We start from the raw sequence: 14,789 nt of genomic DNA, 5'->3' as shown, positions 1-14,789 counted from the left end.
CGATACCGTGTCGGCCGTCGCTGCAGGCATGCTGTGCGCCCCACGTCGTATTCCGCACCGCATGTCGTCCGAACGACTCGACCTTCCCGGCATCGCCATCATCGGCGGCGGCCCCGCCGGCCTGATGGCGGCGGAAATCGCACGCACCGCGGGCGTCGAGGTCGATCTGTTCGATGCGAAAGGATCGGTCGGGCGCAAGTTTCTGATCGCCGGCAAGGGCGGGCTGAACCTCACGCATTCCGAGCCGCGCCCTGCCTTCGACACGCGCTACCGCGAGCGTGCGGCGGAGGTCGGGCGCTGGCTCGACGATTTCGATGCGGACGCTCTGCGCGAGTGGGCGCGCGGGTTTGGCATCGACACTTTTGTCGGCACGTCAGGCCGCGTGTTTCCGACCGACATGAAAGCCGCGCCGCTGCTGCGCGGCTGGGTGCGGCGTTTGCGCGAATCCGGTGTGCGGTTCCACGTGCAGCATCGCTGGAGGGGATGGAGCGAGGACGGTGCGCTGTGCTTCGACACGCCCGATGGCGTCGTCGAAGCGAGCGCGCGTGCGACCGTGTTCGCGCTGGGTGGCGGCAGCTGGCCCGAACTGGGGTCGGACGGCGCGTGGGTGGCACCGTTTCGCCATGCGGGCGTCGACGTCGCATCGCTCGTGCCGTCGAACTGCGGGTTCGACGTGGCGTGGACGCCGTATTTCGTCCAGCGATTCGCGGGCGAGCCGTTGAAGCCCGTCGTCGCGCACTGGGCGGATACCGCAGGTGCGCATCGCTCGCTGCAGGGCGAATGCGTGGTCAGCGCCTCGGGCATCGAAGGCAGCCTGATCTACGCGCTGTCCGCCGACCTGCGCGATTCGATCGCGCGCAGTGGCTCCGCCGTGCTGGAACTCGACCTGGTCCCGGGCCGCGACGAGGCCGCCCTGCGCGACGCCCTCGCCCGCCCACGCAAGGGCCGGAGCCTGAGTGACCACCTGCGCCGGCAGGCCGGCGTCCACGGCGTGCGCGCAGGGCTGCTGCACGAGGTGCTGGGCCACCCGCTGCCCGACGATCCCGCCCGCCTCGCCGCCACGCTGAAGCGGCTGCCGCTGCGGCTGCTCTCGCCCCGCCCGATCGCCGAGGCCATCAGCTCGGCAGGCGGAGTGCGCCTCGAAGACCTCGACGACGACCTGCAGCTACGCGATCGCCCGGGCGTCTTCGTCGCCGGCGAGATGCTCGACTGGGAGGCGCCCACCGGCGGTTACCTGCTCACCGCCTGCTTCGCGAGCGGGCTGCGTGCCGGGCGCGCCGCCGCCCGTCACGTGGCGCGTTGATCGCCCTCAAGCTTCCTCCATACGCGCCGTTACGGAGTTCCGAGGGTCGATGCCGATCGCCCACGGAACGCGCGCGCCGGATGCGTGCCAGGACACCACGATGACCGCCCGCCCGAAGGTTCTTCTCTGCGACGATTCCCGCGCGCTGCGCATGCTGACCGCGCAGCAGATCGACGCCTGTGGCTACGAGCTCGCCGGTGAGGCCGACAACGGCGTCAAGGCCGTCGAGCAGTACCTCGCGCTTAAGCCGGATGTCGTGCTGCTCGACCTCGTGATGCCGAAGGTCGACGGCAAGGCCGCGCTCAAGCGCATCCTCGAGCTCGATCCTATGGCGAAGGTCATCGTGCTCAGTTCGCTGGGCGCGCAGAACGACATCGAGCAGTGCCTGAAGATGGGCGCGAAGAGCTACCTGCAGAAGCCGATCGACCGCGACACGCTCGCGCGCGTGCTGGCCGAAGTCACCGCCACCGCGACCGCCTGAGGACTCGACGATGGCAGCCAAGTTCTTCGGCCAGTTCCTGCTGGAAAAGGGCGTCATCGACGCGCAGCAGCTCCTGCGCGCGCTCGAGATCCAGCGCATTTCCAATCCCGCCCTCGGCGAGCTCGCCTGCGAGAAGGGCATGCTCACCGCCGACCAGGCGATGGCGATCAACGAACGCCAGCGTCGCGAAGACAAGCGCTTCGGCGACCTCGCGCAGTCAATGGGGTTGCTCACCGGCGACGAAGTGAACATCCTGCTCGACGAGCAGAAGTCGCGTCGCAAGATGTTCGGCGAGATTCTCGTCGACGAAGGCTTCCTGACGCGCGACCAGCTCGACGCCGAGCTGCGTTCGCACGCCGGCGAACGCGACGATGCGATGCGTTCGCTCGACACGATGGTCGCGTCGCACAAGATCGGCCGCCGCGTCGGCAATTCGATCGCGACCTGCAACAAGCTCTTCCCGCGCCTGATGCGCACGCAGTGCCAGTTCTCCGCGGTGGTCGACGCCAAGAACCCGCCGCCGACGGATGCGATGGCACTCGTCCGCGTAGCCGCCGAACGCCCGCTCGCGATCGGCATTGCCTGCGACCGCGCGACCATGCATGCGATGGCGCAGGCCTTCCTGTCGATTCCGCCCGAGGCCTGCGACGAAGAACTCGCGCTGGACGCGCTGGGCGAACTCGTCAACGTGCTGATGGGCTACGTCGTCAAGGACAGCCTGCCGGAGGACGCGACCTATCGCGCCTCGCCGCCGGACTTCGAAACCCCGGTTTCGGCGCTCGATGACGGCATGCACGTGCTGGTTTCGATGACGTCGCAGCTCGGCCCGTTCCTGCTGGTGCTGGGCGACTGACGTCGCCCTACGGCCGGTTCGACGCCGCCTGCACCCCGGCGTCGACCGCCCAGCCTGAAGGCGTCAGCGAGCGGCCGCAGGCTTCACGTGGCCTTGAACTCGGCGCCCCGCAGACTGGCTCCCGTACCACCCGGGGAGCCCGCGCCATGAACATCCAACCGCACGCGACGATCATCAGCCCGCGCGAACTCGCCGCCCTTCGCCTGCTCGCGGTCGACGGCCGCGCCAAGATCGACAAGCAGCTGGAGGACGAGTTCTACGCCAAGGGCTTGCTGCAGGTCTCGTGGGACCGCTGCCTTTCGCCGGCCGGTCGCGACGCCATCGATCCCAGCCCCGCGTTCGCGCACAGCCCGTCCTTCGCGCCGCGTCGCGCACACGGCTGACGGGCGACCGGCCGAGCCGGCCGCCCGTCAGCATCAACCGTTCTTCGAACCGCCCGCAGGCGCCGCGCCTGCGGGCGTCGTCGTATTGGGGGCCGTGGCGGCGCCGGCAGTGCCTCCGCTCGGCATGGCGACGTGCCAGCTGCCGAACTTGTCCTTCACGCCATCCCCGTTCGCCTGGCCCACGCCCGCATCGGCGGCGTAGCGGTACAGCGGGTGGCCTTCGAAGGTGACCTGGCGCGAGCCGTCCGCCCGGCTGACCGTCGCGATCGACGCGCCCTGCAGCCCGGCCGCACCGGTCGGCTGCTGTGCGTCGATCGTGACCGGCGGCCACGCCTGCGTGCACGGGCCGGTGCACGTGCTGCCGTCGCGATCGCCCTCGACCCAGTACAGCGCGTTGCCCGCGGCGTTCGTCAGGTAGGGGCCGTGCGGGCCGTCCGGCACCAGCACGAGCGTCGGGCCGGCCGCGCCGCCCGGCGGTGCGGATGCCGCGGGCTGCGACGCGCTGTTGCCCATCGCCGGGCTCGCGGAATCCACCGGCGGTGCGCCCGGGCCCGTCGACGTCGACCCGTTGTTCGCGGTGGGCGCGTCGGTGGTGCCGTCGGCGAGCGTGTCGTTGCTGCCCTTGCCCTTGCAGGCCGCGAGCGCAAGCGCGGCGACGACGGCGAGCCCCAGCGTGCGGGCGGAAAGATGACGGGACATCGGAACCTCCGTGACGATGCGCGGCATCAGCGCCGCATGCACGGATGAATAGCCCCGCGCGCGTGAGCGCAAGGTGGTTCAGCGCTGTCGGCGCGCGCGCTTCTGCTCGTACATGCGCTCGTCGGCGGTATGCAGCACCTGCGATGCATGCGCTTCGCCGTCGTGGATCACCCAGCCGACGCTGCACTTGATGCGCAGCCGCACACCGTTGACCACGCGCGGGCGGGCGAGCTCGTCTTCCACGGCGGCTGCAACGGACCGAACGTCGCGATCCGCATCGCGCAGCGACGACAGCAGCACTACGAATTCATCGCCGCCGAGGCGCGCGACGACATCGGTATCGCGCAACGTTTCGCGCAGCACGCCGGCGGCGGCGCGCAGCACGGCGTCGCCCGTCGCGTGGCCGTGCGTGTCGTTGATTTCCTTGAAGTCGTCGAGGTCGATGAACAGCAGGCCGAAGCGATGCGGCTGGCCGTCGTGCGCGGCGCAGACGGCCTCAAGCTGGGCTTCGAACGTCGCGCGATTCGGCAGGCCCGTCAGTGCATCGAGGGACGCCGCGTCCTGGTACATCTGCGCAGTCGCTTGCGTATCGAGCAGCGCATCGTGCAGGCGGCGCAGAAGGCGGGCGTTCTCTTCGAGTGCGAGCTGACGGCCGAGCGCGGCGCCCATCGCGTTGCCGATCAGCGCGATCGCCTGCGCGTCGATGTCGTCGAACGCATGGGTGACGGACGAACAGATCTCCAGCACGCCCTGCGCCGTGTCGCCGTAGCGCAACGGTGCCGCGATCAGTGCATGCAACTGATGGCGACGGCGTGCATCGCCCTGGATGCGGCTATCGGCCCCCGTCGCGTCGCTGCGCAGCGAGGTCGCCTCCTTCAGGCAGGCACAGGCGAGCGTCTCGCCGCCGTTGAACGCGTCGATGTCCAGGCGCGCCATCTGCCCGCGCGCGCACGCCACCGTCAGCCCCGCTTCGCCGCTGTCGAGCAGCACCACGCCGCCCGTGGCGCGCGTGATCTCCACGACCTTGTCGAGCGCGTATTCGATGAAGGATTCGGTCGTGCCCGGATGCTCGGCGATCGACGCCAACGCAGCCACGAGGCCGCGCAAGCGAAGGATTTCGCTGTCCTTCGAGGAGGAAGCGATCCAGGGTAGGCCCCGCTCCGTCCGGGGTCGACCGGGGGTCAGCACGTTCTGGAATTCCGCTGTACGACGAGAGCGACCGATCCTCGTCGAGCGACCATAAAGTGCATGTGATCCGCGTCTGTGCATCGGTCACGCTTACGACGTCACGCGTTGCGTCGACCCTGTCGTAACGCCCGCCTGCGAGACTCGTGTTTGCTGAATGGGAGGGTCTCACATGCGTCTGTTGCGGTGGTCGGTGGTCCTGCTTGCCGCGAGCGCATTGCTCGCCTGCGTTCCGACGCGCGTCGACCTGTCGCGACCCGTGCCTACCGCGTTGCTGCCCTCGAAGGAAGGCTCCAAGCGGCTGGTAGTGGTGTTGCCAGGGCGCCGCGATCGGCTGGAATCGCTGCGTCGCAGCGGCGTGGGCGAAGCCATCCAACGCGTCTGGCCGGACGCCGACGTCCTCTTCGCCGAGCTGTCGATGCCCTACTCCGTCGACCGCAGCGCGCCGCAGCGCCTGCATGACGAAGTGCTGCTCCCGGCGCGTCGCCGCGCCTACACCGAGATCTGGCTCGTGGGCGCGTCGCTCGGCGGCATGGGCAGCATCCTTTACGACGGCATGTACCCCGAGCAGGTCGACGGCATCGTCATGCTCGCGCCGTACACCGGCGAGCGCGAGATCCACGACGAGATCCGCGCGGCGGGCGGGCTCGGCGCGTGGAACCCCCGCACGTCGTCGCTCGACCAGAAGGTGCTCTGGCAGCGCGACCTCTGGGCGCAGATGAAGACCTGGCGCGCCGCGCCGGAACGCACGCGCAACGTCTGGCTCGCCTACGGCGACAACGACTACCTGCGCGAAGGCATGCCCCTCGTCGCCGAGGCGCTGCCGTCGAACCACGTCCTCGTGCGCCCCGGCAAGCACGCCTGGAGCACGTGGACGCCGATGGTCGAAGAGATCTTCCACGCCATCGACGCCGAGCATTCACACACCGCGCAGACGCGCTGAACCTTTTGTCCACGGCCGGTCGTCTACGGTGGAGACCGACCCACAGAGCGGGATGTCGCCATGCACATCGAAATCAATCACGACAACCACATCCAGTACGACGAGTCCGTCGAGCGCCATGTTCGGCAGACGCTGGACAGCACGCTGTCGCGGTTCGCGGACCAGGTGACGCGCATCGAAGTGCACCTGCACGACAAGAATGCCGAACGGCGTGGCAACGGGGATCGTCATTGCCTGCTCGAAGCCAAGGTCGAAGGCCGCCCGCCGCTCGCGGCATCAGAAGATGCGGACACGATCGCGGCGGCGATCACGGGCGCAGCGAAGAAGCTGCAGCGCCGCCTCGACAGCGACCTCGGTCGCCTGCACTGACGGGCATGCGCCTTCCAACATGGGCCTGACGCCGCCGATCCCGACGTTCGACGCGCAACCGCTGCGCGGGCGCGTCGTGCTCGTCACCGGCGGCGCGCAGGGCATCGGCCGCGGCATTGCGCACTGCGTGCTCGCGGCCGGAGGCGCGGTGGTGATCGGCGACAGCGACGACGATGCGGGCGCCGCCTGCATCGAGGAGTGGGACGCCGGCGCCGCCGCGATGTTCGTTCATCTCGACGTGTCGAAGGAGCGCTCGGTGCGGCGCTTCGTCGACGCGGCACGGCGCGAATACGGGCGCATCGACGGCCTCGTCAACAACGCCGCGAACGCCGATCCGCACAGCGGAAAACTCGAAGCGCTGTCGCTCGCCGATTGGAACCGCTATCTCGCGACCAACCTCAGCAGTGCATTCCTGTGCAGTCGCGACGCACTACCGGCACTGCGCGAATCCAAGGGCGCGATCGTCAACATCGCCTCGACCCGCGCGATGCAGTCCGAACCCGATACCGAGTGCTACGCGACGAGCAAAGGTGGCCTCGTGGCATTCACTCACGCCCTCGCCATTAGCGCCGGGCCCGACATACGCGTGAACTGCATCAGCCCCGGCTGGGTGCCGACGGAAGCGTGGCAGAAGCCGGCGTCGCGACGCCGCCCCAAGCTGGGTCGCAAGGATCAACAGCAGCATCCTGTGGGGCGCGTCGGCACGCCCGAAGACATCGGCATGTTGGCCGTGTATCTGCTGTCCGACGCCGCGGGCTTCATCACCGGCCAGAACTTCGTCGCCGATGGCGGCATGAGCCGCAAGATGATCTACGCCTGATCGCCGCCCTTCGGCTGGCGCATTGCCCACATGTTGTCCACGAGGTTCGGGTAGCGGCGACCCGCCGCCTCCGCGCGGGCCTTCGCCGCCTCCTTCTGCGCTGGCGTGAGGTGCCCGCCCGCCCCGCCCGTCCCCTTGGGCGCGGGCTTCTTCCACGGCGGTCGGCGATCGGTCGGCATCGCGTCATCTCCATGACAGGCTCGGCCGCTAGGATGCACGCATGCACGTGATCGCCGACGTCGACGCCGCCTCCGAGGCCCGCCTGCTGCGCGACTGGCTCTCCGCGTTCGACCGAGTCTTCGTGCTGACCGGGGCGGGCTGCAGCACCGCGTCCGGCATCCCGGACTACCGCGATGAAGCCGGCGGCTGGAAGCGCAAGCCGCCCGTCACGTACCAGGCCTTTACGCAGGACGACGAAACGCGACGTCGCTACTGGGCGCGCTCGTTCGCCGGCTGGCCGGTGTTCTCGACAGCGCAGCCGAACCGCGCGCATCGCGCACTCGCGGAGTGGGAGGCGACGGGCCGCATGTCGATGCTGCTCACCCAGAACGTCGACACGCTGCACCAGCGTGCGGGCAGTCGCCATGTGATCGACCTGCATGGCCGCCTCGACACGATCCGTTGCCTCGACTGCGGCGACCTCACGCCTCGCGAGGCGATGCAGCAGCGACTCGCCGATGCGAACGCGGGCTGGATCGATACGATCGCCGCATTCGCGCCCGATGGCGACGCCGATCTCGAACGCACCGACTTCCGCGACTTCGTCATTCCCGCCTGCACGTGCTGCGGCGGCATGCTGAAGCCGGACGTCGTGTTCTTCGGCGAGAACGTGCCGCGTGCGCGGTTCGAACATGCACGTGACGCGCTCGCGGCGAGCGATGCGCTGCTCGTCGTCGGCTCGTCACTGATGGTGTATTCCGGCTTCCGTTTCGCGCGCATGGCGCACGAAGCGGGCACACCGATCGCGCTGCTCACGCGCGGGTCGACACGTGCGGACGAGCTCGCGAGCCTCGCCCTGCGCGCCGATTGCACGGTGGTGCTGCCCGACGCACTCGGCTGAACGGGCCGCTGTCACGGCGCGCCGACCCCGGCCTTGCCAGCCTCGGTCACGTCGTGGCGGGCGGGCGTGACCATGAAGATCCATCATCTCAACTGCATTTCGACCTGCCCTCTCGGCGGCCGGTTGATGGACGGCTTCACGCGTTCCATGGTCGAGCGCGGCCATCTCACCTCCCACTGCCTTCTGCTCGAAGCCGACGATCGCCTGATCCTCGTCGACACCGGCATGGGGCTGCGCGATGTCCATGACCCGCGCAGTCGTATTTCCGGATTCTTCCTCGGCCTCGTCGCGCCGGATTTCCGCGAGGAGATGACCGCGATCCGCCAGGTCGAACGCATGGGTTTCGATCCGCGCGACGTCCGCGACATCGTGCTGACGCATCTCGATTTCGACCACGCCGGCGGTCTCGACGACTTCCCGCATGCGCGAGTGCACCTGACGACGCGCGAGCGCGAATACGCCGAACAGCAGAAGACGTGGATGGACCGGCAGCGCTTCCGTCCACAGCAGTGGTCGACGCGCGGCCAGTGGCATACGTACGCCGGCTCGTCGGGCGAAAAATGGATGGGTTTCGACTGCGTGCGCGAACTCGAAAGCCTGCCGTCCGACGTGCTGCTCGTTCCGCTGCACGGGCATACCCACGGGCACGTCGGCGTCGCGGTACGCAGCGAAGGGCGCTGGAAACTCAACGCGGGCGACGCCTACTTCTATCACGCGGAAATGGACGCGGTCCGTCCGCACTGCACGCCGGGCCTGCGCTTCTACCAGTGGATGCTCGAGAAGGATCGCCGCGCGCGCCTCGACAACCAGAAGCGCCTGCGCGAGCTGCGACGCACGCACGGCTCGGACATCGACATCTTCTGCTCGCACGACGTGCTCGAGTTCGAGCGCCTCGCCGGCCGCTCGGCGCGCATTCCGGCCGACCGCATGCGCGCAGACACGCCGCGAAGCCGCGCCACGGTCGATCCGCGTTGGTCGCCCGACGTGCCGCCGGTGCATCGGCGGCCCGGTGACGACTCCTTCGACGACTCGCGCAGTCGCCCGCACTGACCGACGCACACCCGGCCACCACGGCCGGTCCCGCAGGCTGTGCCGATCGTCCAACGGGAATCGACCATGCCTGCACGCACCGTCGTCATCACCGGCGCCTCCAGCGGTTTCGGCCGCGGCGTGGCGCTGCGCCTGGCCCAGGAAGGCTTCAACCTGGTGCTCGCCGCGCGCCGCTCGCACCTGCTGCAGCAACTCGCGGACGAATGCGGCCCCAACGCGATCGCGGTGACCTGCGACGTCGGCGATCCCCATGCCGTCGAGAAGCTCGCTGCCGCGGCGATCGCGAAGTTCAACCGGTTCGACGTGTGGATCAACAACGCGGGCGTCGCCGCGCTGGGTGCGTTCGAGCGCATTCCGCTCGAGGATCACATGCGCGTCGTGCAGACCAACCTCGGCGGCGCGATCGCAGGCAGCTACGTTGCGCTCCGCCACTTCCGCCAGCTCGGCGACGGCACGTTGATCAACGTCGCGTCGATGCTGGGCCGCACGCCGGCGCCGTACTACGCGAGCTACTGCGCGACGAAGTACGGAATTATCGGCCTCTGCGATGCGTTGCGTCAGGAGGTCGCCGCAGTGGGCGCGAACAACATCCGCATCTGCGCGGTGCTGCCGATGGCGGCGGATACGCCGTTCTTCGACCACGCGGCGAACTACACGGGGCACACGCTGCATCCGTTCCCGATCACCGATGCCGAGGAGATCGTCGACGCGATCGTCGGCGTGGTGAACGCGCCCCAGGACGAGGTCACCGTCGGGCTGTCCGCGACCGCCGCCGTCATCGCCGAGCGCATGTCGCAAACGATCACGCACGGCATGACCGGCGCGATGCAGCAGCTGCTGCAGGACGAAGCGCCGGAAGCGCCGATCGAAAGCGGCAACCTGCATCGCCCGCTCGCTATCGGCACCGGCGTGCACGGCAGCATCCTGCAGCGGCTCGACGTCGAGCGGAACCAGCCGCGTCATTGATCGCGACGCACGGGTCACGCTGCGCACGGCACGCTGACGCCAACACATCGGGAGCACGACGATGAGCAACGACAAACGCGTCCACGACGACGGCGGCTACGGCAACAGCAACCTGGTCGGGAGCAACCACAGCGGGCTCGACTCCGCCATCGAAGGCCGCCGCGCCCAAGACGCCGCCCGCGAACGTGCGGAACGCGAGGGAACCGGCCAGACCGCGACGTCGCGTACGTCATCGCAGCAGGCGCCATCGCAGGACGACAGCCTCGGGCGTCTCGCCGATCGCGATACGGGCCGCCGCATGGAGGGCGCGGATTCGAGCGCAGGCATCGGCACGGGTGCATCCCTCGGCGAGCGGACCGATCTGTCCGGCCGCGGCGGGCAGGACGGGTTGGAGCACTGACGCCCGCGCGCTACGCCCCTCGCGCCGCGATGCGCGAGGGTGCAGACTGCGCGCCCCATCGCCCGCGCCACGCCATGCCCGTTTCCTCGCGCCCTCGCCATCCACGCCGCCGCTCCGACGGCGACAGCGGCCGCAGCATGCCGGCGGTCGCGCATCTGCTCGCCGCCGACGATCGCATCGTCGGCGGGGTCGCGAAGCGCGATGACGAATACGCGCTCGTGCTCGGCGGTCGCGTCATCGCATCCACCGACAGCGCGGGCATGGCGATCGCGATGCTGCGGCACGCGCGAGCCACGCTGTCGAACGACGACACGCCGCTCAGCATCCGCGTCGCGCCGGCACTCGAAACACCCGCGACCCTGGAAGCCGAGGCCGCTGGCCTGACCCTCGAGGCCTATCTCGCAGTACTCGAAGCCGAACGCGTCGAGCGCTCGGACGATCGCGACGCCGCATCTCGCCCGCAGTAACGTTCACGCTGTCGACGCGTCGACGCGGCAAGACTTCGCCGCGGTTCATAAGCGACGTCGCATGCCCCAGGAAAGCGCCGGCATCCTGCTCTACCGCAAGGAACGCGACGGGTTGCATGTGCTCCTCGCGCATCCCGGCGGCCCGTTCTGGCACTCGCGCGACGACGGCGCGTGGAGCATCCCGAAAGGCGGCCCGAATCCCGGCGAAACACCGGAGGAAACCGCGCGGCGCGAGTTCGAGGACGAGCTCGGCATGCCGGCGACGGGCGATCTCGCACCGCTGGGCCGGCTGCGTCAGAAGGGCGGCAAGTGGGTCGAGGCGTTCGCGATGGAAGGCGACTTCGATCCCGCCCAGCTCAACAGCATCATGTTCCGCATGGAGTGGCCGCCACGCAGCGGGCGCTTCACGGAGTTCCCGGAAGTCGACCGCGCGCAATGGTTCCCGCTCCAGCGCGCGCATACGAAGATGCTCGAAAGCCAGCGCCCCCTGCTCGACCGGCTCGACACGCTGGTCAACGGCGGCCCGCTGATCTGATCAGCGCAGCTGGCTGTCCTTGCTGCCGCGGCGGTTGTAGCCGGTGAAGGTGCGCTCCTCTTCGTCGAGCGCTTCCTGGCAGGCCACGCAGAGGCGGACACCCGGCAGTGCATTGCGGCGCGCCTCGGGAATCGGCGCCTCGCACTCCTCGCAGTGGCTGCGGCCCGGTCCGCTCGGAAGGCGGCTTCTCGCACGGCGGATCGCATCGCCGACCGTCGCGTCGATCTGCTCCTGCACCGCACCGTCGCCTGCCCAACCCGTCGCCATCGCCACGTCCTCCTGGGTGGAAGCATAGGGCCGACGCGATGAATCCTTCGACGACAGAGCCCGGCCGGTATCACGCCGTGTTGAGCCACGCGGGCCGCAGTCGTGCAAAATCGCTTCACCGACTTGGGGAAGACGGATGGATCGGCTGCTCGCCCAGCTCTCGCAATCGCTCGAAGGCGCCCGCTCGCTCGACCAGCTCGTGCGGCCCCTGCTCGACATGCTCCAGACCGTCACCGGCCTGGAGTCCGCCTACCTTACCGAGATCGACGAGGTGGCGGGCGAACAGCACATCCTGTATTCGCACAACCGCGGCGCGCTGCAGATGCCCGAAGGGCTGACCGTTCCGTGGAACGACACGCTCTGCAAGCGCGCGCTCGAAGAAGGCCGGACCCAGTGCGATGACGTGCCGGACCGCTGGGGCGATTCCGAGGCCGCGGCCGCGCTCGGCCTGCAGACCTACGTGAGCGTGCCCGTGCGCACTGGTGACGGCGCGCTGTTCGGCACGCTGTGCGCCGCCAGCGCCGAACGCCACGTGCTCGATACCGACTCCGAGAACGTGCTGCGGCTGTTCTCGCGACTCATCGCGTACCACGTCGAACGCGAGCGCCTGATCGACCAGCTGCGGCGCGCGAACTCCGAACTGGCGACGTCGGCGCTGTCCGACCCGCTCACCGGCCTGCCAAATCGTCGCTCGCTGGAGCTCGAACTCAATCGCATGCTCGCGCGCGTGCAGCGCGACGACCGATCCCTCGTCGTCGCCTTCATCGACCTCGACGGCTTCAAGGCGATCAACGACCGCTACGGCCACGACGCCGGCGATCGCTTCCTGATCGCGATGGCGCGCGTGCTCGAAGGCGCGCTGCGCGGCGGTGACTTGATCGCGCGCATTGGCGGCGATGAATTCGTCGTCGCCGGCACGATCCCGCGTGAGAACGCGGCGGCCTCGGCCGAAGTGCTGTGCAACCGGCTGGCCGACGCGACCGCGGGACGATTCGATCTCGGCGAAGGCCGCCATATCGACTACCGCGGCGCGAGCGTCGGCGTGGTGCTCGCGCGCACCGGCGAGATCGATGCCAACGCGGTGATCAGTCGCGCCGACGACGCGATGTACAAGACCACGCGCGAACGCCGCGGGCTGCGCGCCTAGGCGGCGATGCGCTCGACCCGCGCGGCGAAACAGCCGGGCCGCGCGTAGTGCACGTGGATGTAGGCGACGCGGGCGTCGGCGAACATCCCGGCGAGGCGTGCGTCGGCATCGGCGCCGTCGACCACGTCCGCCTCGATCATCATGTGCTCCGCATCGAACGCGCGCAGCGACAGCAGGCGTCGACGCATTACCTCTGGCACCGCGCCGTCGACGGTGCGCGCGGATGTCGCGCCTTCCAGCACGTAAACGGCATGGCTCGCGCGATACGGCGTGTTGGCGGGCTGGTGCGTGTGGTTGACGAGCAAGGCGATCTCGCCTTCGCGGAGGTCGCGAAGTTCGACGCGATCGGGCACGCCGCCATCGGGCCCAACGACGACGCGACGTGCGCCGCGCGACGCGAGTTCCTCGTCCGACAGCCCGTACAGCGATACGAAAGGCGACGGGTCGAGACCGTAAATGCGGAAGGTCATAGCGAAACTCCTGCGGGACGATGCGTGCAGCATCGGCGCCGCGCGCGCGGCGTGCTATCCGGATCCTGCGCTGCGTCGCGGGCGGCGCTCGGCTACCCTTCCGCATCCCCCGTCGCCCGCCGCTCCCGTGCCCCGACGCCCCGTTCGCCGGACTGATTCTTTCGTTCGCCCTGGCAGCGCACACGCAGGCGCAGCAGGTTCGTCGCCGCGCCCGAACTCGCGCTAGCCGACGATGCGCCGTCCACACCGCGACACCTCTAGGCTGATGCCGATGCGTTCATCCGTGATTTCCCGCTCCACGTGGCTAGCCGTCGCGCTGGTGATCACCACGTTGTTGGTCGGCTGCCATGAGAAGCCCAAACCGCGGCCGAAGACGCCCGCCGAGGTCCGGGCTGAACTGGCGCGGCTCATTCCACGTGGCGTGCGGGATCGCACCGGTTGGGCCGCCGACATCCAGGCCGCGTTCCAGTCGCTGAAGATCGATCCGGCGACGGCGAATCTCTGCGCGGTCGTTGCGGTGACGGAACAGGAATCCGGATTCGCGTCCGATCCCAGCGTGCCGGGGCTGGGTCGCATCGCGCTCGAGGAAATCGATCGGCGGATGTCGTCGCACCACATCCCGCCGCTGGTCGCACGCGCCGCGCTGCAGATCGAGTCGCCGGACGGCCGCACATGGGAGCAACGCATCGCCGCGGCGACCACGGAACGCGAACTCAGCGACATCTACGAGGCGATGATCGATCGCGTGCCGATGGGGACGCGCCTGCTCGCGAGTTCCAATCCCGTGCACACCGGCGGACCAATGCAGGTGAGCATCAATTTCGCGCAGGAACTCGCACGCGACAAAGACTATCCGTATCCGGTGCAGGGTTCGATCCGGCACGAGGTGTTCACCCGTCGCGGCGGCGTCTACTTCGGTACCGCGCACCTGCTCGGTTATCGCGCGTCGTACAAGCAGCCGATCTACCGCTTCGCCGACTACAACGCCGGTTGGTACGCGAGCCGCAATGCCGCGTTCCAGAACATGGTGTCGGTGGCGACCGGCATTCCGCTGGAACTCGACGGGGACCTCATCAGCGGCGACGGCGGGCCGAGCAAGACCGAGAACGCGATCGACACCCTCGCGCCCGAACTCGGAACGGATAGCGCGACCATCCATCGCGCCCTGCTCAAATCGCGTTCGCTCGACTTCGAGAAGACCGATCTCTATCGCGACATCGCGCAACTCGCCGAGCGCGCGGCGGGCCACGCGTTGCCGCGCGCGCGGCTTCCCGAGATCAGCCTCGAAAGCCCGAAGATCACGCGCCGCCTGACGACCGCGTGGTTCGCGCAGCGCGTCGACCAGCGCTATCGGCGCTGCATGGCGCGGGCGAAGGGCTGACCTCCGCCCG

Annotated in this window: 20 protein-coding genes; 15 read left to right on the top strand and 5 right to left on the bottom strand. The window is 69.1% G+C overall.

The features are described from left to right. Positions 1 to 61: 61 nt before the first annotated feature. The 4 genes from EVS83_RS01430 (at position 62) to EVS83_RS01415 (ending at position 3,020) form a co-directional block, all read left to right on the top strand. Positions 62 to 1,303: a TIGR03862 family flavoprotein gene (locus tag EVS83_RS01430; protein WP_133498802.1), complete on the top strand. Its 1,242-nt coding sequence runs from the start codon at positions 62 to 64 to the stop codon at positions 1,301 to 1,303. 100 nt (positions 1,304 to 1,403) lie between these two features. Next, positions 1,404 to 1,784, top strand: a complete 381-nt coding sequence (locus EVS83_RS01425; protein WP_133498800.1) for a response regulator — start codon at positions 1,404 to 1,406, stop codon at positions 1,782 to 1,784. Positions 1,785 to 1,794: 10 nt separating this feature from the next. Further along, positions 1,795 to 2,637: a cyclic di-GMP-binding domain-containing protein, MshE-related gene (locus tag EVS83_RS01420; protein WP_133498798.1), complete on the top strand. Its 843-nt coding sequence runs from the start codon at positions 1,795 to 1,797 to the stop codon at positions 2,635 to 2,637. Positions 2,638 to 2,783: 146 nt separating this feature from the next. Beyond that, positions 2,784 to 3,020, top strand: coding sequence for a hypothetical protein (locus EVS83_RS01415; protein WP_133498796.1), 237 nt, complete (start codon positions 2,784 to 2,786; stop codon positions 3,018 to 3,020). 33 nt (positions 3,021 to 3,053) lie between these two features. On the opposite strand, the gene EVS83_RS01410 is transcribed toward EVS83_RS01415, so the two are convergent. Both EVS83_RS01410 and EVS83_RS01405 read right to left on the bottom strand, forming a co-directional pair. Then, the gene (locus tag EVS83_RS01410) at positions 3,054 to 3,719 is read right to left on the bottom strand and encodes a COG4315 family predicted lipoprotein (RefSeq protein ID WP_133498794.1); all 666 of its coding nucleotides are present in this window, start codon (positions 3,717 to 3,719) and stop codon (positions 3,054 to 3,056) included. A 78-nt stretch (positions 3,720 to 3,797) separates the two neighbouring features. After that, entirely contained in the window at positions 3,798 to 4,826 is a 1,029-nt protein-coding gene (locus tag EVS83_RS01405; protein ID WP_166636746.1) for a GGDEF domain-containing protein, read from the bottom strand. 250 nt (positions 4,827 to 5,076) lie between these two features. On the opposite strand from EVS83_RS01405, the gene EVS83_RS01400 reads away from it, so the two are divergent. From EVS83_RS01400 to EVS83_RS01390, 3 genes are read left to right on the top strand one after another with little or no spacing between them, the layout of a single operon-like run. Next, positions 5,077 to 5,847, top strand: a complete 771-nt coding sequence (locus tag EVS83_RS01400) for an alpha/beta hydrolase-fold protein (RefSeq protein ID WP_133498789.1) — start codon at positions 5,077 to 5,079, stop codon at positions 5,845 to 5,847. A gap of 60 nt (positions 5,848 to 5,907) precedes the next feature. Beyond that, on the top strand, positions 5,908 to 6,216 hold the full coding sequence (locus EVS83_RS01395) for an HPF/RaiA family ribosome-associated protein (protein WP_133498786.1): 309 nt from the start codon (positions 5,908 to 5,910) through the stop codon (positions 6,214 to 6,216). A gap of 19 nt (positions 6,217 to 6,235) precedes the next feature. Beyond that, positions 6,236 to 7,036 (top strand): glucose 1-dehydrogenase, encoded by an 801-nt coding sequence (locus tag EVS83_RS01390; RefSeq protein ID WP_133498784.1) that lies wholly within the window; start codon positions 6,236 to 6,238, stop codon positions 7,034 to 7,036. Here the strand turns inward: EVS83_RS01390 and EVS83_RS01385 are convergent. After that, positions 7,027 to 7,215 carry a hypothetical protein gene (locus EVS83_RS01385; protein WP_133498782.1) on the bottom strand — a complete coding sequence of 63 codons (189 nt, stop codon included), beginning with the start codon at positions 7,213 to 7,215 and terminating at the stop codon, positions 7,027 to 7,029. The two genes, EVS83_RS01390 and EVS83_RS01385, sit on opposite strands and share 10 nt — an antisense overlap. A 41-nt stretch (positions 7,216 to 7,256) precedes the next feature. On the opposite strand from EVS83_RS01385, the gene EVS83_RS01380 reads away from it, so the two are divergent. The 6 genes from EVS83_RS01380 (at position 7,257) to EVS83_RS01355 (ending at position 11,514) form a co-directional block, all read left to right on the top strand. Further along, complete coding sequence (locus EVS83_RS01380) at positions 7,257 to 8,096, top strand: NAD-dependent protein deacetylase (RefSeq protein ID WP_133498780.1); 840 nt, start codon at positions 7,257 to 7,259, stop codon at positions 8,094 to 8,096. A 72-nt stretch (positions 8,097 to 8,168) separates the two neighbouring features. Continuing rightward, a complete protein-coding gene (locus EVS83_RS01375; protein ID WP_133498972.1) occupies positions 8,169 to 9,146 on the top strand; it encodes an MBL fold metallo-hydrolase in 978 nt (325 codons plus the stop codon). 66 nt (positions 9,147 to 9,212) lie between these two features. Continuing rightward, positions 9,213 to 10,112 (top strand): SDR family NAD(P)-dependent oxidoreductase, encoded by a 900-nt coding sequence (locus EVS83_RS01370; protein ID WP_133498778.1) that lies wholly within the window; start codon positions 9,213 to 9,215, stop codon positions 10,110 to 10,112. A 61-nt stretch (positions 10,113 to 10,173) separates the two neighbouring features. Next, positions 10,174 to 10,512, top strand: a complete 339-nt coding sequence (locus EVS83_RS01365) for a hypothetical protein (protein ID WP_133498777.1) — start codon at positions 10,174 to 10,176, stop codon at positions 10,510 to 10,512. A 74-nt stretch (positions 10,513 to 10,586) separates the two neighbouring features. Beyond that, the gene (locus EVS83_RS01360) at positions 10,587 to 10,979 is read left to right on the top strand and encodes a hypothetical protein (protein WP_133498775.1); all 393 of its coding nucleotides are present in this window, start codon (positions 10,587 to 10,589) and stop codon (positions 10,977 to 10,979) included. A 61-nt stretch (positions 10,980 to 11,040) separates the two neighbouring features. Continuing rightward, positions 11,041 to 11,514 (top strand): NUDIX hydrolase, encoded by a 474-nt coding sequence (locus EVS83_RS01355; RefSeq protein ID WP_133498774.1) that lies wholly within the window; start codon positions 11,041 to 11,043, stop codon positions 11,512 to 11,514. Here EVS83_RS01355 and EVS83_RS01350 read toward each other — a convergent pair whose 3' ends face one another. Further along, a complete protein-coding gene (locus EVS83_RS01350) occupies positions 11,515 to 11,781 on the bottom strand; it encodes a DksA/TraR family C4-type zinc finger protein (protein ID WP_133498772.1) in 267 nt (88 codons plus the stop codon). Between the two features lie 136 nt (positions 11,782 to 11,917). Here EVS83_RS01350 and EVS83_RS01345 point away from each other — a divergent pair, with 136 nt between their 5' ends. Further along, entirely contained in the window at positions 11,918 to 12,928 is a 1,011-nt protein-coding gene (locus tag EVS83_RS01345) for a GGDEF domain-containing protein (protein WP_133498770.1), read from the top strand. Here EVS83_RS01345 and EVS83_RS01340 read toward each other — a convergent pair. Beyond that, complete coding sequence (locus tag EVS83_RS01340; RefSeq protein WP_133498768.1) at positions 12,925 to 13,398, bottom strand: DUF1203 domain-containing protein; 474 nt, start codon at positions 13,396 to 13,398, stop codon at positions 12,925 to 12,927. The two genes, EVS83_RS01345 and EVS83_RS01340, sit on opposite strands and share 4 nt — an antisense overlap. A 283-nt stretch (positions 13,399 to 13,681) precedes the next feature. Here EVS83_RS01340 and EVS83_RS01335 point away from each other — a divergent pair, with 283 nt between their 5' ends. After that, a complete protein-coding gene (locus EVS83_RS01335; protein ID WP_246022732.1) occupies positions 13,682 to 14,779 on the top strand; it encodes a DUF1615 domain-containing protein in 1,098 nt (365 codons plus the stop codon). Positions 14,780 to 14,789 lie beyond the last annotated feature (10 nt).

This window comes from Cognatilysobacter terrigena, from assembly GCF_004361065.1.
Lineage (GTDB): Bacteria > Pseudomonadota > Gammaproteobacteria > Xanthomonadales > Xanthomonadaceae > Cognatilysobacter > Cognatilysobacter terrigena.
This window is presented reverse-complemented; position numbering and strand designations above follow the sequence as displayed.